A 14,953-nucleotide genomic window follows, 5' to 3' on the forward strand; every position below is an offset into this window, starting at 1 on the left:
ATTCTCCCTTGGCGGCCGTGCCGCTCTGCAAAGTCATGGGTCGCGCTCTCATCCCGGGAACAGCCCGCCGTCGACGATCAGTTCCGCGCCGGTGACGTAGGATGCGTCGTCGGAGCACAGGAACAGCGAACTACGGGCGATCTCGTCCGGGTTGCCGATGCGCTTCATCGGGATCGAGGTGCGGATCATCTCGCGCTCCTCGGGCAGCATCGTCGCGAGTTGCGGCGTGTCGATCATGCCGGGGTAGATCGAGTTCTCCCGCACGCCGCGGCCTGCATATTCCTGCGCGGCGGCCTTGCTCATGCCCCGGATCGCCGCCTTGGCGCCGTGGAACGAGAAGCACGTCACCGTCGACATCATCGCCAGTACCGAGGAGATGTTGACGATCGCGCCGTTGCCGCTCGCCCGCAGATGCGGCATCGCCGCGCGCATGCCCAGGAACGTGCCGGTCTGGTCGATCGAGACGATGCGGTTCCAGCCCTCCAGCGTCTCGTCCTCCACCCCGAACATGTGGTTGAGGCCCGCGTTGTTGACCAGCGTGGTCAGTCCCCCATAAGCGGCCAGCGCCGCGTCGATGGCAGTCTGCCAGGAGCTTTCGCTGGCGACGTCATGCTCGATGGCGATGGCCGCGCCGCCGGATTCGACGATCTGCGTCACCACGGAGCGGGCAGCGTCGAGGCGGATGTCGGTAGCGACGACTTGCGCACCTTCGCTGGCGAACAGGCGGGCGTGCGCCGCGCCGATTCCACTGCCTGCGCCAGTTATGAGCGCGATTTTTCCGGAAAGTCGGCCGGTGGGCATCGTCTTGTCCTTCATCCCTTGGTGCAGTCAGTCGCTGCACTTTCCATAAACAGACCAGACGGTCAGCCAATGTCAAGCATTCAATCGCGACTTCGGGATCATGCGCTCGGTTTCAGTGCGATTATTGCTAAAATCATAGCCTGACCCGGCTTGACGTCCATTTGCGCATTGCGCACAAGTTGACCATATGGTTCAATTTCGTTACTCGCGGTTGGGCAAGGCATAAGAGGGGAGATGGAATGACGCAGATCGAAGTGCCGGTGCTGATCGCCGGAGGCGGGCCGGTCGGCATGACGCTGGCCCTGAACCTTGCCCGCTACGGCATTCGCTCCCTGCTGCTGGAGCGGAACCCGGCGACCACGCGCCATCCCAAGATGGACCTGACCAATGGCCGCAGCATGGAGCTGTTCCACCGTCTCGGCCTGGACGAGGCGCTGCGCGACGCGGGCGTGCCGCGTGCGAACGGCTTCGACATCCTGTGGATCACCTCGATGGTCGGACACGACCTGTACCGGTTTCCCTACCCCTCCGCCGACGAGAAGACCCGCATCATCCGCGAGGAGAACGACGGCAGCCACGGCGCGCAGGCGCCCTTGCGGGTCAGCCAGATCCAGATCGAGCCGGTGCTGAAACGGGCGATCGACGCCAATCCGCTGATCGACGTGCGCTTCGGCACCCGCTTCGAGCGGATCGTCGAGAATGGCGCCGATGGCGTCACCGCCGAGATCGTCGATTCGCAGAGCGGCGAAACTAGCACCGTGAAGTGCCGCTTCCTTGCGGGCTGCGACGGCGGGGGCAGCCGCGTGCGCCGGGGTCTCGGCATTGCGCTGGAGGGCGAGGAGAACGTCGCCGGGGCCTACATGGTCCACTTCCGCACCGACGACCGCGAACTGCTGCAGCGCTGGGGGCCGATCTATCATCTGCAGTCCGGGCTCGGCACGATCATCGCCCAGAACGACCACGACATCTACACGCTGCAGGCATGGCTGCTGCCCGGCATGAACCCGGACGAGATGACCGCCGAGGGCGTGCTCGAAGCCTGGGTCGGCAAGGCGTTCGATTACGAGATACTGCAGGCCAATCCGTGGCATGCGCATTTCGTGGTCGCCGAGAAGTACCGGGACGCCAGCACGCTGCTGGCGGGCGATAGCGCGCACCAGTTCATCCCGACCGGCGGCTACGGCATGAATTCGGGCATCGCCGACGCCGCCGCGCTGTCGTGGGTGCTGGCCGCGAACCTGCAGGGCTGGGGCGGCGACGGGCTGCTCGATGCCTACGATGCGGAGCGGCGGCCGACCGCGTGGTGGCATCTCGAAGCCTCGCGCCGGCACATGGGCGTGCGCCAGCAGATCACGATGATCTACATGGAGGCGGGCGACCTCGAGGGTGAAGGCCCCGAAGCCGACGCCCGCCGCGCCGATGTCGCCGCGAAGATCGCCGCGCTCGGCAATGCCGAGAACGAGAGCTGGGGCGTGGAGTACGGCTATCGTTACGACCAGTCGCCGGTCGTGGCGGGCGAGGGGGAGGCCCCGGCGATAGACCCGCTGACCTATGTGCCGAGCACCTGGCCCGGCGCACGCCTGCCGCATGTGTTCCTTGAGGACGGGACGGCGCTGTTCGACCGGCTCGGGCTGTTCTTCACACTCGTCGTGCTCGGCGATGCGGACACCGCGCCGCTGGAGGATGCGGCGAAGGCACAGGGTGTTCCGCTCGACGTGCTGCGGCTCGATCGCCCGGACCTGCGCGCGATCTACGAACGCGGCCTGATCCTGGTGCGGCCCGACCAGCACGTCGCCTGGCGCGGCGATGCCTTGCCGGACGACTGCGCGGGATTGCTGCGGCGCGTCTGCGGTCGCTAGAGCATTTTCTAATCAGGTGGGATCACCTGATGACTCGGAAAATGCGGCAAACCAAAAACCTTGGGGCGGTTGATCCGGTGCAGCCGGATCAACCGCCCCAAAACCGGGTACAACGACAAGAGGAGAGGACAATTGACCGTCGAGAAGAGTCCCGAGGACTACTGGCAGGCCAACGATCACCCGCGCTGGAACCAGAGCGTCTACTTCAACTTCTACGATCCGGCGCAGCGCATCGGCTGCTTCATCCGCGTCGGCATCCTCGAGAATCTGGGCGAGACGAACAGCTGGTTCGTGTTCTTCCGGGACGGCAAGCCGCTGTTCAACCGCACCAACATGAACTTGCCCTACGCCGCCACCCGGCTGGGGCTGGGAGACGGGCTGGAAGTCGCCGGGATGCGGCTGCGCTCGATCGAGCCGCTGTCGAAGGCGCACATCACTTTCGATGAACGGGACTTCAAGGTCGATCTGACCTGGGACGCGATCCTGCCGATGCAGGATGCGATCCACCTCAGCGATGCCGGGGCGGAGGACGCTTTCGCCAAGGAGATCGCCCATATCCACATGGAGGGCACCTGCCGCGTCACCGGCACGATCACGCTGGCAGACGGCGAGACGATCGCGATCGACGGCAAGGGCTTCCGCGATATCGCCGTGGGCCCGCGCAACTGGGACTTCCTGCGCCATTACCGCCTTGCCTGGCCGATCTTCGATAACGGTCTGTCGATCGTCTCGACACACGGCATCTCCACCAACGGCGACGACGCCTACATCAAGATGGTGGGCAAGGGCGGCAAGTGGATCGGCGTGACCGCGATCGAGGATCGCAACATCTACGAAGCCGACGGCATGACGCTGAAGGGCATGGATTGGCGCGTCACCGATGCGGACGGAGATGTTCACGCCTTCACCGCGCGGCGGCTCTACTGCTGGACCTTCCCGCTCGATACTTTCGCGCTGACCGAGCACATGATGGAATATACCCTTGCCGACGGCACCAAGGGGTATGGCCTTGGCGAATGCGGTTTCCGCTTCCCCTGGGCGGGTAACGGAGAAGACTGATGGCATTCGATCCCGCAGCACTCGCCCGGCCGGCAATGGCCATCGACCCCGTGCATGATGGTCGGCACGCGCTGCCTGACTTGCCGTTGATGCGCGAATCCATCCCCTATTGTGTCGTCCTGCCCGAGCACGAGATCGCCTTGTTCACTTATACCTGGGTGGACAAGGACGGCATGGCGGGCGCGGCCATGGGCATCTGGGGCAGGGGCCTCGGCCGTGCGCCGATCGCGGTGCGCCTGCCCGACCGCAAGGTGCCCGATACCATGGGCTTCGACGACTGGCGGATCGACGACTTCACCATGCGCCAGGACCTCAGCTTCAACCGCGCGGAAATATCGTGGCGCAGCGAGGAGGCGGAGATCGCCTTCACGTACGAGGCGTTCCATCCGCCTTATGCCTACTCAACGCACAAGGACGGCTGCCCCTCCTACGCCGCCGACGACCGCATCGAGCAGAGCGGCCGCGTCTCCGGCACGTTGCGCATCGGGACACGGACCATCGACTTTACCGGCAGTGGCCACCGCGACCACAGCTGGGGGCGGCGCGACTGGGATGCGCTGCATTATTACCGCTGGTTTCAGGGCCAGTCGGGCGACGCCTTTTCGGTGCACTTCTGGGAGTTCTACGCCCTCGGTCGCCGTCAGGTGCGCGGCTACGTCTACAAGGACGCGGTCATGGCGGAGATCGCCACTCTCGACGTCGACTGGCAGGGCGACAGCCGCCTCGACCAGACCGCGTTCCAGTGCGACATCGTCGACAAACTGGGCCGCGCCACGCGGGTGGAGGGGGATGTCTTCGGGGTCTTCCCGCTCCCGGCCGCGCCGAACTTCGTGCTGAACGAAGGCGCGGCGCGGCTGACCATCGACGGCAATCCCGGCGGCGGCTGGATGGAGATGGGCTGGCCGATCTCCTACCTCGAACATGTGCGTGCGGCGGGCGTGTACTGATCTTTCTTGCGGGATGGGGGCGCTGGCCCTTGTCCTGCCTGACCGGTTCTAACCCCACCCGCTCAGGCTGAGCTTGTCGAAGCCCGCGCGCCACGCCGCCGGGGCTTCGACAAGCTCAGCCTGAGCGGGGTTGAGGACAGGCGAGCGCTGCGCGCACAATGTCGGATCAGGCCGGAAGGTAGGCGCCCAGCGCGTTCATCACCACGCCCGTGTCGAAGTATTCGCGGTAGAACACCAGCGTATCGTCGCGGTATTCGTGCACGCCGACATAGCGCTGGTCGTAGACCGTGCCGCCCGGCTCGCCGTAGCCGCGATACTCCACCAGCACGCGGTTCGGATCGGCGAGCGGGGTCACTTCCACCGAATTGAACTTCACGTCGAAGACTTCGGCCGCCGTGCGGAACATGCCCAGCGCATCCTCGCCATGCAGCTCGGTGGGCAGGCGCACCGTCCCGGCGAAGGGCAGCTCCATATGCAGGTTGGGCGAGACCATCGCCCAGAAGGCATCCATGTCATGCCCGAACAGCGCCATCAGCTTCTGCGCATTGGCGACGTTGCGGTCGCTCAGGGCCTTGTCGAATTCGCTCATCGGTATCGTCTCCTGTTCAGGCGAGTGCTTCGGCCACGGTCCCGGCCGCGATCCATTTGTGCAGGTTGTGCAGCGAGTGGCGGATCATCACTTCGCCGTCCTGCAGCGGCATCGTATCCTTCGCGCCCGAAGCGATGCCTTCCTGCGTGCGCTCGGTATTGCCGACGTCTTCGAGCAGGATCTCGCCCAGCCGCGCGATGTAGTGCTCCTGCTGCAGGCGGCTCCACACGTCGGGCGCATCGGGGATGTAGAAGCGGGCCTCCCAGCGCGTCTCGTCCTGGCTGACCGGCCAGAAGTGATGCGTCCAGAACCCGCCGGGGGAGACGTCGATCTGGAAATTCGGAAACAGCCAGGTCACGTCCACCGCCCAGCTCGCCGACTTGGTCGGGTTGATCGCCGGATGCCGCCGGAACACTTCGGTATCGTCGAGGCTGGCGGCCGAAAGCACGTTGCCGGTAGCGATGTTGCTGTAGAACAGGCGCTCCACCTGCGATCCGGGCGGCGGCGCGTATTCGGGGTTGCCGTAAGTCGATACCGAGCGGTGCGGCCCCCAGGTCTGCGCGCTGATCGGCCGGGCGAAAGGGTTCTCGTTACTGGCGAACGTGGCGCCGATCGTCTCGGGATGGATCGCCGGGATGTGGTAGGTCTCGGCGAAGGCGTCGGCGATGACCTTCCAGTTCGCCTTCAGCCGGGACTCGAACAGGATCGAGCGGTCGGCATTGGGGTAGGGGATGCCCCGGTAGATTTCCCCGAATGCGCCGAGGAATTCGGCCAGCGGCACTTCCGGCTCGCGCTGGAGGTTGATGAAGATCCACCCTTCCCAGATGTCGCAGGCCACGGGGGTGAGGCCACAGGACTTGCGATCGAAATCGAAGAAGTTCTTCTGGTCCGGCACGCCGACAAGCTCGCCGTCGTTGCGGTAGGTCCAGTTGTGGTAGCGGCACATGAAGCGCGAGGCATTGCCCTCGCGCTCCAGCACGACCTTGTTGGAGCGGTGCGAGCAGACATTGTGGAAGGCGCGGACGCGCCCGTCCTTCGTGCGGGTGGCGAGCACTTCGGCGCGTGCGAATTCGAGCGTCTGGACGAAGTAGTCGCCGGGCGCGGCGATCCGCTCCTCGCGGCCGAGGCACAGCCATGCGCGCTTGAACACCTGCCGCACTTCGGCATCGAACCAGTCCTGCGAGCGGTAGGGTTCGAGGCTGACCGGCGCGGTGTCCAGCCCGGCCAGCGCGGTCAGGTTGGTGCGGTCCGCGCGGAAATCGGCGACCTGATCGTTCATGGTTCCTCTCCTTCGCCGTTTTCGGCTTTTTCCTGTTGTCTCACCCGAGAATGCGCGGCCCCTCCACCAGACGGACCTCGTGCGGATAGGGCGTGAAGGGCGCGCGCGGCTGGCGGTGCAGCTCCGTCGCCATCGACACGTGCGCCAGCGCCAGCAGAAGCTGCATCAGCCGCAGCGGCGCGCCTTCGAGATCGCGCATGTCGCGCCCTTCCAGCGAGCGGATCGCCTCGGGCGCGAGCGCCAGCATGGCGGTGTAGAACGCCTCGATCTCCTCCATCGAGGCGGCCTCGCGCGCGGCGCGCCGCTGCTGCGCGCTGGCCGCCGCCCAGTAGCCGACGTGGGGTTCGAGCGCCTCGAACCCCGGCGGCAGCGAGCGGTCTGCGGTCATGCCGCCACCGGCTGATCGACGCGCCGGCCGAGCACGGTGGAGATCACCTCGCGCAGCGTGGCCCCGGCATCGGCAACCGGCACGGCCCCGCGCCAGGCGACGTGCTGGTCGGGCCGCACGATGATCGCCCCGCCGCGTTGCAGGCCGGAGATATTGGCCCAGCGATCGTCGACCGGCGTGAAGTCTTCGTCCTTGCCGACAGCGACGAGATCGATCGTCAGCCCGCTGGCCGCGCGGGCGGCATCGACGGCGGCGGTCCAGTCACCGGCAGGCCCGTCCACGAACACCGTGAAGCGGTCGAGCCGGGTCAGGTCGAGGGTGGAGACGCGCTTGTCTTCCCCGGTGTTCTTCGCGTTAAGCCAGACGTGGGCCATGCGGTGGCCGGGGCGCATGGTGGGTACATGCGTATCGCCCAGCAACCCGCGCGGCGGTGGCTCGGTGCCGTCGGGGACGATGGCGCCGGTGTCGTAGCGGAAGCCGATCTCGATGTCGTGGGCCTGGAATTCGGCGCGCTGGGTGCCGATAACTTCGGCCACCATCTGCCGCCGCGCCGCGCCTTCGGGCGTATCGGAGAACAGCTTGTGATAGGCGCCGATGTTGAACTCCACCGGCACGCCCGGCATCAGTCCGATCGCGGAATCGATGGTCAGGTGGTTCTGGAAGGTCATCATCGCCCAGGCCACGTTGTTGGCGGCCACCGGGCGGCGCTCCGCCTCGTAGCTGTCCAGCAGCGCGTCGCCCGCGTCGCCCCGGATCACGGCGGCGAGCTTCCACGCCAGATTGTGCGCGTCCTGGATCGCACTGTTGAGGCCAAGGCCGGTAGTCGGCGGATGGCGATGCGCGGCATCTCCGGCCAGGAACACGCGGCCCTTGCGGTATTCGCGCGCCAGTACGCCCTGCACCTGCCAGTCGTTCATGCGGATGATCCTGGGATCGAAATCGGGCAGGCGCAGCAGTTCTCGGATCTGCGGGATCGCGGTTTCGGCGTCGAGCTTGCCCGCCTCTCCGGGCTGGAAGGCGAAGTGCATCAGCCATTCCTTGCTTTTCGCGCCGAACGTATCGGGGCCGAGCGCCACCATCACGCCGCTGCCCCATGATCCGCCCTTTTCGGGGTTGGTGAACCAGCGGATCATCACCGACTCGTCCTCGATGTACTCGGAGAGGTCGGCGGCGAACCACACCGTCACCATGTCGATCAGCCGGTCGATGCCGTCCATCGCGATGCCGAGCGATGGTCCTACCAGACGCCCGCCGTCCGCCGCGATCATGTACTGCGCGCGCACTTCGTAGACTTCGCCGGAATTGCGATCCTCTACTTGCGCGGTGACGCCGTCATCGTCCTGCGTGAAGCTCTTGAGTTCCTGATGGAAGGTGATGCGCGAGGTGGGGTAAGTGGCGAGGTGCTCCAGCAGCAGCGGTTCGATGTACATCTGCGCGAAGTTGGCGGCGCGCACCGGGCTGTCGGCGCCGTAGGCGTCCTTCAGCGAGTGGCCGCCGAAAGCGTCGATGATGCCGATGCGCTTGCGGTCGAGCGGGCCGTCGCCGCCGAGGCTGGTGTACCAGCCCACGCGCGCCATGTTCTCGGCCGGGGTGCTGCTGCGGTAGATGTGATCGGCCAGCCCCTCTTCACGCATGATCTCCATCGTGCGCTGGTTCAGGTAATGCGCCTTTGGCGCGGGCGAGGTGGCCGGATAGCGCTCTATCACCAGGCACTCGATGCCCAGCCGCCCGAGGAAGTTCGCGCTGGCCAGCCCGCAGCCCGCGCCGCCGACGATCAGGACCGGGACTTCGATTCGCTTCATTTCGCGTGACCTCTCCATTGCCTGGCTCAAGCGCCGGGGGCGCTCCGCCGCATTTTTCGTAGAATGCTACAACTGACCAAATAGTCAATATTAAGTTCAGGCGGCCTGCGCCTCGACTTGCGCCACGTAAGCCTCCACCTGATAAGGATCGAACAGTTCGCGCACCTTCAGCAGCACCCCGTCGCGGTAGGTGAAGAACAAGTGGTAGGTGTTGCGGTAGATCGCCGAGCGCGGGCCGATGCCATAGGACTTGCCGAGGATCGCCACGGTATCGCCGTCCGCCACCGCCTGCTCGACATGGAATTCGAAATGCTCGAACCCGCCGAGGAACCCGTCAAGCAGTTCGCGCATCGCCGTCTTGTCGCGCTCGCCGGCGAAGGCGAAGCGATCGGGCAGGTAGGGCATCGTCCATGTGCCGTCCTCGGCGAAGGCGGCGAACATCGTGTCGAGGTCGCGTTCGGAGAGGAGGCGGCAGGCTTCGAGGGCGCGGTCCTTGTTGGTCGTCATGGGTAGAACTCCTGTCAGAATGCGGCGGCGAGGTCGCCGAAGGCGCGGGTGACCTCGGTGGTGTCCCAGTATTCGCGGAAGAGGATCAGTCTGCCCTCCTTGAAGCGCATTATGGTTATGTATTGCTGGTCGTAGGTGCCATTGGGTGCCGGGCAGGTGCCGACGTATTCGACCACTACTTCGCCCGGATTTCCGGTCTCCCTTGCGGTGATTCCGGTGAAGCGCAGGCCCTCCAGCCCCGAGACGACCTTCTCCAGATAAGTGCGGGAGGCTTCCTTGCCGGTGACCCGCTGCGGCATGCCGATCGAGCCGGCGAAGGGGAATTCGAGGACGAGATCCTCGTCGGCGATGGCCCACCATGGCTCCATGTCGGCGCCGAACGTCGCCATGAGATCGGCGGCTATGCGTGCGTTTTCAGCCATTCTTCCTATCCCGCCAAGAGGCCGCCATCGATCGGCAGCTCGACCCCGTTGACGAAGCGCGCCTCGTCCGAAGCAAGGTAGACGCAGCCCCAGGCGATGTCCTCGGGCGCGCCGTTGAAGCCGTTGGGCTGCTGCGCGGAGAAGGCGGCGCGCGTTGCTTCGGGATCGTCGCTGCGGTCGAAGATGCCCTGCAGCATCGGCGTCTCGATCACGCCGGGATGGATCGAGTTGGCGCGGATGCGCTGGTGCGCATGCTCGACGGCGGTGGACTTGGTGAAGGTGCGCACAGCCCCCTTGGAGGCGCAGTAGGCCGCGAAACCGGGTGCGCCAACGACGCCGTAGGCCGAGGAAATGTTGGTGATCGAACCGCCGCCGCCCGCGATCATCGGCGGCAGGGAATGCTTGGTCAGCAAAAATACGCCGCGCGCGTTGATCGCCATGATGCGGTCCCATTCGTCCACCGCAAGGTCGATGTCGCTGCCTTGTCCGGGAACCCCCGCGCAGGCGACGGCAGCGTCGAGGCGGCCCCAGGTTTCGGTTGCCAAGGCCACGGCGGCGGCGACGTCGCTCTCCTTCGAGGCGTCGCAAGTGGTGAAGCGGACCTTCTCGGGCGCCTCGTCCAGCAGGGTGCGCAAGGCGGCGTCGAGCGGGGGCTGGATGTCGCAGGCGAGCACCCGGGCGCCTTCCTCGACGAACAGCCGCACGACCGCCGCGCCGATGCCCGATGCGCCGCCCGATACCACGGCGACCTTGTCCTGAAGTCGATTCATTTCCCATCTCCCTTGGATTTGCTTGCGGAGCAGCCCGGCAGCCGGAAGGCCACGACGCTGTCGGAAAGCGGTGATTGCAGCATGTTGTGACCGCCCGCGGCGGTGGCGACGTACTGGCAGCCGGTGCGCGGGCTGCGGTAGGTCATCGGCATCGTCTGCGCGCTGGCGGGCAGGCGGGCGGACCACAGTTCCTTACCCGTCGCGGTGTCGAAGGCGCGCAGGGTCTGCTCGCGCGCGGCGCCGATGAAGGTGAGGCCGCTCGCGGTGGTCAGCGATCCGCCGAAGTTGGGCGCGCCCATCGGGATCGGCAGGCCGAGCGCCAGACCCAGCGGCCCGGCATCGCGCGCGGTGCCGAACGGGCGCTCCCATGCGACCTTGCCGGTGTCGAGATGGATCGCGGCGATCCGGCCGAACGGCGGGGCATTGCACGGCACGCCCAGCGGCGACGCGAGGGGCTTGAGGCGAACACCGAACGGGGTGCCCGCCTGCGGCAATGGCAGGCCGAAGTTGGTGACGGCATGGCTTCCTGCGGCCGCGCCTGCGATCAGGCGGTCGGTCTCGGCGCGCGGCACCAGTTGGATGATCGTGCCGTAATAGAGCGCGTTAGCCACGGCGATGCGCCGGACGGGATCGATCGCCACGCCGCCGAAGTTCATGCCGCCGCCGATGCTGGGATAGATCAGCGCCTCGTCGGTGCCGGGCGGGGTGGCCTTGCCGTCGTAGCGCAGTTGCCGGTAGCGCACGCGGCACCAGAGCTGGTCGAACGGGGTGAGGCCCCACATGTCGCGCTCGGCAAGGTCCGGGCCGGCCATGGAGTGAAAGGCGGAGAAGGGCTGCGTCGCGGCGACTTTCTCCACCGCCCCCCGGCTGGGGACGGCACGTTCCGTGACCGGCAGCAGCGGTTTGCCGGTGCGCCGGTCGAGCACGAACGTCTCGCCGCGCTTGGTGGGGATCGCGATGGCGGGGGTGTTGCCAGCTGCGAAGAGGCTGGGCTGCGCGGGAACGTCATAGTCCCACAAGTCGTGATGCGCGGTCTGGAACGACCAGCGCACGGCCCCGGTGGCGATGTCCAGCGCGACGACCGAGGAGCCGTACTTCTCGCTCGCGGCGCTTCGCAGCGCGCCGTAATGGTCGGGCGTGGGATTGCCGGTCGGGGCGTAGATCAGGCCGAGGGTATCGTCCACGCTCATCGGCGCCCAGGTGTTGGGCGTAGAGCGCGAGTAGTGCTCGCCCGGTCGGGGCCCGTGGACGTTCAGCGGATTGCCCGCGTCCCAGGCCCAGACAAGCGCGCCGGTGTGTACATCGTAAGTGCGGATGACGCCGGAGGGTTCGTCATTGCTCTGGTTGTCCGCCACCCATCCGGCGACGACGATGCGGTCGCGGGCGATGGCGGGCGGGGCGCTGGAATAGTAGAAGCCGGGTTGCACCAGTCCCATGCCGTCGAACAGGTTGACCGCGCCGTTCGTGCCGAAGCCCTCGCAGCGCTTGCCGTCGGTGGCATCGAGCGCGATCAGGCGGCCGTCGAAGGTGGCGGTGACGATCCGCGCGGCGCAGCGGCCGGCGCCTTCGGTCCGCGCGAAGGCCACGCCGCGACAGGTCCGCACGGCCGAGGAGCCCTTGGCGGATACGCGGGGATCGAAGCGCCAGAGTTCGCGGCCGCTGTCGGGATCGAGCGCGAAGACCGAATTGTCCTGCCCGCACAGGAACATCCGCCCGCCGACCATCAGCGGCGTGGCGGAGAGGTAGCCGGTGGCGGGGTCGGACGGAATGCGGGTATGGAAGGTCCACGCGGCTTCGAGCTTGCCGACATTGGCGGGCGTGATCTGCGCCAGCCGGGAAAAGCGGCTTCCGCCCTTGTCCCCGCCCCACGATGTCCATTCGTCCCCCGCTGCGTCTGCGGGGATCGGCGCCGAGGCGGCGATCGCTTCGGCCGTGCGAATGTCGTGGCTGTCGCGGGCGAGGTGCGCGCCGACGACCAGCAGCAGCGCCAGCGCCCCGACACCCGCCGCGAGGCTGGCGCCCTGGCCGAGCGAGGCGCGCGCACCGGGAATGACGAAAAGCAGTCCGAGCAGCGCCGGGGCCAGCAGCCGCGCCGTCAGCGGCCATGGCGCGAACCCGCTTTCCGCCACCGCCCATGCGATCGTGACCGTGAGGAACAGCGCATAGCCTTTAGCGCCGGTGCCCCGCCCGAGGGCGATCAGCGTACCCGATCCAAGCAGAGCCGCCCCGGCCATCAGGTAATAGATCGAGCCTCCCAGCGCGGCGAGCCATAGCCCACCCGCCAGCAATGCCAGACCTGCGATAGCCACTGCCATGCCCAGCGCAATCATGCCCCGGCTCGCCGTTTTCGGCGCCATCCTCGTTTCCCCGTTCGTTTTGAGGAGGCTGGACTAAACTTACCTTATGGTCAATAAAAACATTGCACGCCCACCCGCATCGAGTGGGGAAGGATGCGAAGATGGGAGAACGAACGAATGAAAGGTCTTCAGGACAAGTCGATCGTCGTCACCGGCGGTGGCAGCGGGATCGGCGAAGCGGTGGCGCTCGCGCTGGGCGAGGCGGGCTGCCGGGTCACCGTGGCGGACCTCGATGGCGGCAAGACGCAGGCCGTCGCGGCAGCGATCGGGCAGGCGGGCGGCACCGCGCAGGGCATCGCGGCGGACGTGGCGGATGAAAGCTCGGTCATCGCGATGATCGAGGGGGCGGTGGGCGCCTACGGCCGCCTCGATGGCGCCTGCAACGCCGCCGGAGTCCCCCAGCGCGGCAAGCTGCTGCACGAAGTCGAACTGGACGAATGGGACCGCTGCCATGCGGTGAACCTGCGCGGGCTGTTCCTGTGCAACAAGCACGAGATCCGCGCGATGCTCGACAAGGGCGGGGCGATCGTCAACATCGTCTCCACGTCCGCCATGGTCGGTTTCCCGAACGGCAGCGAGTATTGCGCCAGCAAGGCCGGGGCGATGGGCCTGACGCGCGGCGGCGCGATCGACTATGCGACGAAGGGCATCCGCATCAATGCCGTGCTGCCGGGCGGTACGCTCACGCCGATGCTGAAGGGCGCGATGGAAGTGGATGCCGGGCTGGAAAAGGCGCTGGCCGCTGTCCATCCGATGAACCGCTTCGGCCAGCCTTCCGAGATCGCGGGCGCGGTGCGCTGGCTGCTGTCGGACGAAGCCTCGTTTGCCACCGGCGCCTCGTTCGCGATCGATGGCGGGCACACCAGCATCTGATCTTCATCCGTCACGATGGCAAAAAAAGTGGCCCGGAAACCTCGCGGTTTCCGGGCCTTTTCAGGAGGGTAGGTTGCTTCGTCAGAAGTTCATGCCGACCGTGATGCCGTATTCCGCCGGACGGCCGGTGTAGCGCACGAAGGTGTCGTAGGCCTGCGTGGCGTTGCTCCAGTAATAGGTGTTGAAGATGTTCTTGCCCCAGGCCGACGCCGTCCACTTGCCGTCCGAGGAACGGATGCCGAGGTTGGCGTTGACCAGCGTATAGGACTTGATGTCGTAGAGGTCGGAAGTCGCCCCGAAGGTGGCCGAACCCGGCACGACCAGCGCCGATACCGAACTGCTCTGCCCGTTGAGGCCCGCGCCCACGAAGCCGTCCAGCGCCGAACTGACCGGGAACGTGTAGTCCGCGCGCAGCGAGTACTGCCACTTGGGCGAGAAAGGCAGGTCCACGCCCTTGAACGAGGCGTTCACCGGTACCAGCACGCCGCTCACCGCGGTCTGGCCCACGGCGCCGAGGTACTTGTCCACCTTGGCGTCGAGGTACGTCACCGAGGCGCTGAGCGACAGGCCCTGCATCGGGCGCGCGGTGACTTCCAGTTCGGCGCCCTTGATGGTGGACTTGGGCACGTTCAGGAGCTTGTCGAGCGCGCCGAAGATCGGATCGACGAATTTCGCGCGGGTCTGCTTGTTCTTGTAGTCGTAGTAGAACGCGGCGCCGTTGATGGTGAGCAGGCGGTCCATCAGCTGGGCCTTGAAGCCCGCCTCGTAGGCCATGATCGATTCCTGCTTCACCGGCGCATAGGCATCGAAGATCGCGCCCGACAAGTGCGGGAAGCTGCCCGCCTTGTAGCCCTTCGACACGTTGGCGTAGAGCAGCAGGCCGTCCACCGGCTTGAAGTCCGCACCGACCATCCACGAGGTGCTGTTCTCGCGGATTCGGGTATTGACGGTGGTGGCGGTGAGGAAAGTATCGGGATCGACCGGATCGTTCGCCGAAGGATCGCCCAGCACCAGCCCGCGCGTGTCGAGGATGATCGAGCCGCCCGGTGCGATCGTCGGGATCTGGTAGCCCGGGCCGCCGTAGAGCGGGCCGAGCGAGCCGTATACCGCGTTGAAGAAGTCGGTCAGCGTGACCCCCGGGGTGCCGCCGAAAGTGGTGTCGGTCGGCAGGATCGGGAACTGCGGCAGATCGCCGTTGAAGGCATAGGCATCGCGCTTGGCACGGGTCTGGCGGATGCCGGCCTTGAGCGTGATCTGGTCGTTGACGTCGAACTCCAGGTTTCCGAAGGCGGCGTAGTTC

The 14,953-nt window shown here is 66.5% G+C and carries 14 protein-coding genes; 4 read left to right on the forward strand and 10 right to left on the reverse strand.

From position 1 onward, the window contains the following. Nucleotides 1-48: 48 nt before the first annotated feature. Nucleotides 49-801 (reverse strand): SDR family NAD(P)-dependent oxidoreductase, encoded by a 753-nt coding sequence (locus tag HWN72_RS23000; protein WP_036529691.1) that lies wholly within the window; start codon nt 799-801, stop codon nt 49-51. Between the two features lie 239 nt (nt 802-1,040). Between HWN72_RS23000 and HWN72_RS23005 the strand changes: the two genes are divergently transcribed. The 3 genes from HWN72_RS23005 (at nt 1,041) to HWN72_RS23015 (ending at nt 4,666) form a co-directional block, all read left to right on the forward strand. Next, nucleotides 1,041-2,660, forward strand: coding sequence for an FAD-dependent monooxygenase (locus HWN72_RS23005; protein WP_197524479.1), 1,620 nt, complete (start codon nt 1,041-1,043; stop codon nt 2,658-2,660). A 132-nt stretch (nt 2,661-2,792) separates the two neighbouring features. Next, on the forward strand, nt 2,793-3,719 hold the full coding sequence (locus HWN72_RS23010) for a hypothetical protein (protein WP_036529633.1): 927 nt from the start codon (nt 2,793-2,795) through the stop codon (nt 3,717-3,719). Further along, on the forward strand, nt 3,719-4,666 hold the full coding sequence (locus tag HWN72_RS23015) for a hypothetical protein (protein ID WP_211151514.1): 948 nt from the start codon (nt 3,719-3,721) through the stop codon (nt 4,664-4,666). The genes HWN72_RS23010 and HWN72_RS23015 overlap by 1 nt, the downstream gene beginning before the upstream one ends. A gap of 166 nt (nt 4,667-4,832) precedes the next feature. Here the strand turns inward: HWN72_RS23015 and HWN72_RS23020 are convergent, their stop codons facing one another. From HWN72_RS23020 to HWN72_RS23055, 8 genes are all read right to left on the reverse strand, one after another. Next, nucleotides 4,833-5,255: a nuclear transport factor 2 family protein gene (locus HWN72_RS23020; protein WP_036529628.1), complete on the reverse strand. Its 423-nt coding sequence runs from the start codon at nt 5,253-5,255 to the stop codon at nt 4,833-4,835. A gap of 16 nt (nt 5,256-5,271) precedes the next feature. Further along, a complete protein-coding gene (locus tag HWN72_RS23025) occupies nt 5,272-6,534 on the reverse strand; it encodes an aromatic ring-hydroxylating dioxygenase subunit alpha (protein ID WP_051587157.1) in 1,263 nt (420 codons plus the stop codon). Between the two features lie 40 nt (nt 6,535-6,574). Further along, complete coding sequence (locus HWN72_RS23030) at nt 6,575-6,922, reverse strand: hypothetical protein (protein ID WP_036529627.1); 348 nt, start codon at nt 6,920-6,922, stop codon at nt 6,575-6,577. Beyond that, the gene (locus HWN72_RS23035; protein WP_211151515.1) at nt 6,919-8,724 is read right to left on the reverse strand and encodes an FAD-dependent monooxygenase; all 1,806 of its coding nucleotides are present in this window, start codon (nt 8,722-8,724) and stop codon (nt 6,919-6,921) included. The genes HWN72_RS23030 and HWN72_RS23035 overlap by 4 nt, the downstream gene beginning before the upstream one ends. A 96-nt stretch (nt 8,725-8,820) precedes the next feature. Further along, nucleotides 8,821-9,231 carry a nuclear transport factor 2 family protein gene (locus tag HWN72_RS23040; protein WP_036529623.1) on the reverse strand — a complete coding sequence of 137 codons (411 nt, stop codon included), beginning with the start codon at nt 9,229-9,231 and terminating at the stop codon, nt 8,821-8,823. A gap of 14 nt (nt 9,232-9,245) precedes the next feature. After that, nucleotides 9,246-9,653: a nuclear transport factor 2 family protein gene (locus HWN72_RS23045; protein ID WP_036529620.1), complete on the reverse strand. Its 408-nt coding sequence runs from the start codon at nt 9,651-9,653 to the stop codon at nt 9,246-9,248. A gap of 5 nt (nt 9,654-9,658) precedes the next feature. Then, nucleotides 9,659-10,423: an SDR family NAD(P)-dependent oxidoreductase gene (locus tag HWN72_RS23050; protein WP_036529619.1), complete on the reverse strand. Its 765-nt coding sequence runs from the start codon at nt 10,421-10,423 to the stop codon at nt 9,659-9,661. After that, the gene (locus HWN72_RS23055) at nt 10,420-12,780 is read right to left on the reverse strand and encodes a membrane-bound PQQ-dependent dehydrogenase, glucose/quinate/shikimate family (protein WP_248006271.1); all 2,361 of its coding nucleotides are present in this window, start codon (nt 12,778-12,780) and stop codon (nt 10,420-10,422) included. Before HWN72_RS23055 ends, HWN72_RS23050 begins: the two co-directional genes overlap by 4 nt. 117 nt (nt 12,781-12,897) lie before the next feature. Between HWN72_RS23055 and HWN72_RS23060 the strand changes: the two genes are divergently transcribed. After that, the gene (locus HWN72_RS23060; protein WP_036529617.1) at nt 12,898-13,653 is read left to right on the forward strand and encodes an SDR family NAD(P)-dependent oxidoreductase; all 756 of its coding nucleotides are present in this window, start codon (nt 12,898-12,900) and stop codon (nt 13,651-13,653) included. An 81-nt stretch (nt 13,654-13,734) separates the two neighbouring features. Here the strand turns inward: HWN72_RS23060 and HWN72_RS23065 are convergent. Continuing rightward, on the reverse strand, nt 13,735-14,953 hold a 1,219-nt coding region (locus HWN72_RS23065), incomplete at its 5' end, for a TonB-dependent receptor domain-containing protein (protein WP_211151516.1).

Origin of the sequence: Novosphingobium sp. HR1a, assembly GCF_015594425.1 — a bacterium.
Classification (GTDB): Bacteria; Pseudomonadota; Alphaproteobacteria; order Sphingomonadales; family Sphingomonadaceae; genus Novosphingobium; species Novosphingobium resinovorum_A.

Bases quoted from the DNA above. Each gene is read 5' to 3' on its own strand.
- HWN72_RS23000 (WP_036529691.1), bottom strand. From the start codon at position 801: ATGCCCACCGGCCGACTTTCCGGAAAAATCGCGCTCATAACTGGCGCA.
- HWN72_RS23005 (WP_197524479.1), top strand. From the start codon at position 1,041: ATGACGCAGATCGAAGTGCCGGTGCTGATCGCCGGAGGCGGGCCGGTC.
- HWN72_RS23015 (WP_211151514.1), top strand. From the start codon at position 3,719: ATGGCATTCGATCCCGCAGCACTCGCCCGGCCGGCAATGGCCATCGAC.
- HWN72_RS23020 (WP_036529628.1), bottom strand. From the start codon at position 5,255: ATGAGCGAATTCGACAAGGCCCTGAGCGACCGCAACGTCGCCAATGCG.
- HWN72_RS23025 (WP_051587157.1), bottom strand. From the start codon at position 6,534: ATGAACGATCAGGTCGCCGATTTCCGCGCGGACCGCACCAACCTGACC.
- HWN72_RS23030 (WP_036529627.1), bottom strand. From the start codon at position 6,922: ATGACCGCAGACCGCTCGCTGCCGCCGGGGTTCGAGGCGCTCGAACCC.
- HWN72_RS23035 (WP_211151515.1), bottom strand. From the start codon at position 8,724: ATGAAGCGAATCGAAGTCCCGGTCCTGATCGTCGGCGGCGCGGGCTGC.
- HWN72_RS23040 (WP_036529623.1), bottom strand. From the start codon at position 9,231: ATGACGACCAACAAGGACCGCGCCCTCGAAGCCTGCCGCCTCCTCTCC.
- HWN72_RS23045 (WP_036529620.1), bottom strand. From the start codon at position 9,653: ATGGCTGAAAACGCACGCATAGCCGCCGATCTCATGGCGACGTTCGGC.
- HWN72_RS23050 (WP_036529619.1), bottom strand. From the start codon at position 10,423: ATGAATCGACTTCAGGACAAGGTCGCCGTGGTATCGGGCGGCGCATCG.
- HWN72_RS23055 (WP_248006271.1), bottom strand. From the start codon at position 12,780: ATGGCGCCGAAAACGGCGAGCCGGGGCATGATTGCGCTGGGCATGGCA.
- HWN72_RS23060 (WP_036529617.1), top strand. From the start codon at position 12,898: ATGAAAGGTCTTCAGGACAAGTCGATCGTCGTCACCGGCGGTGGCAGC.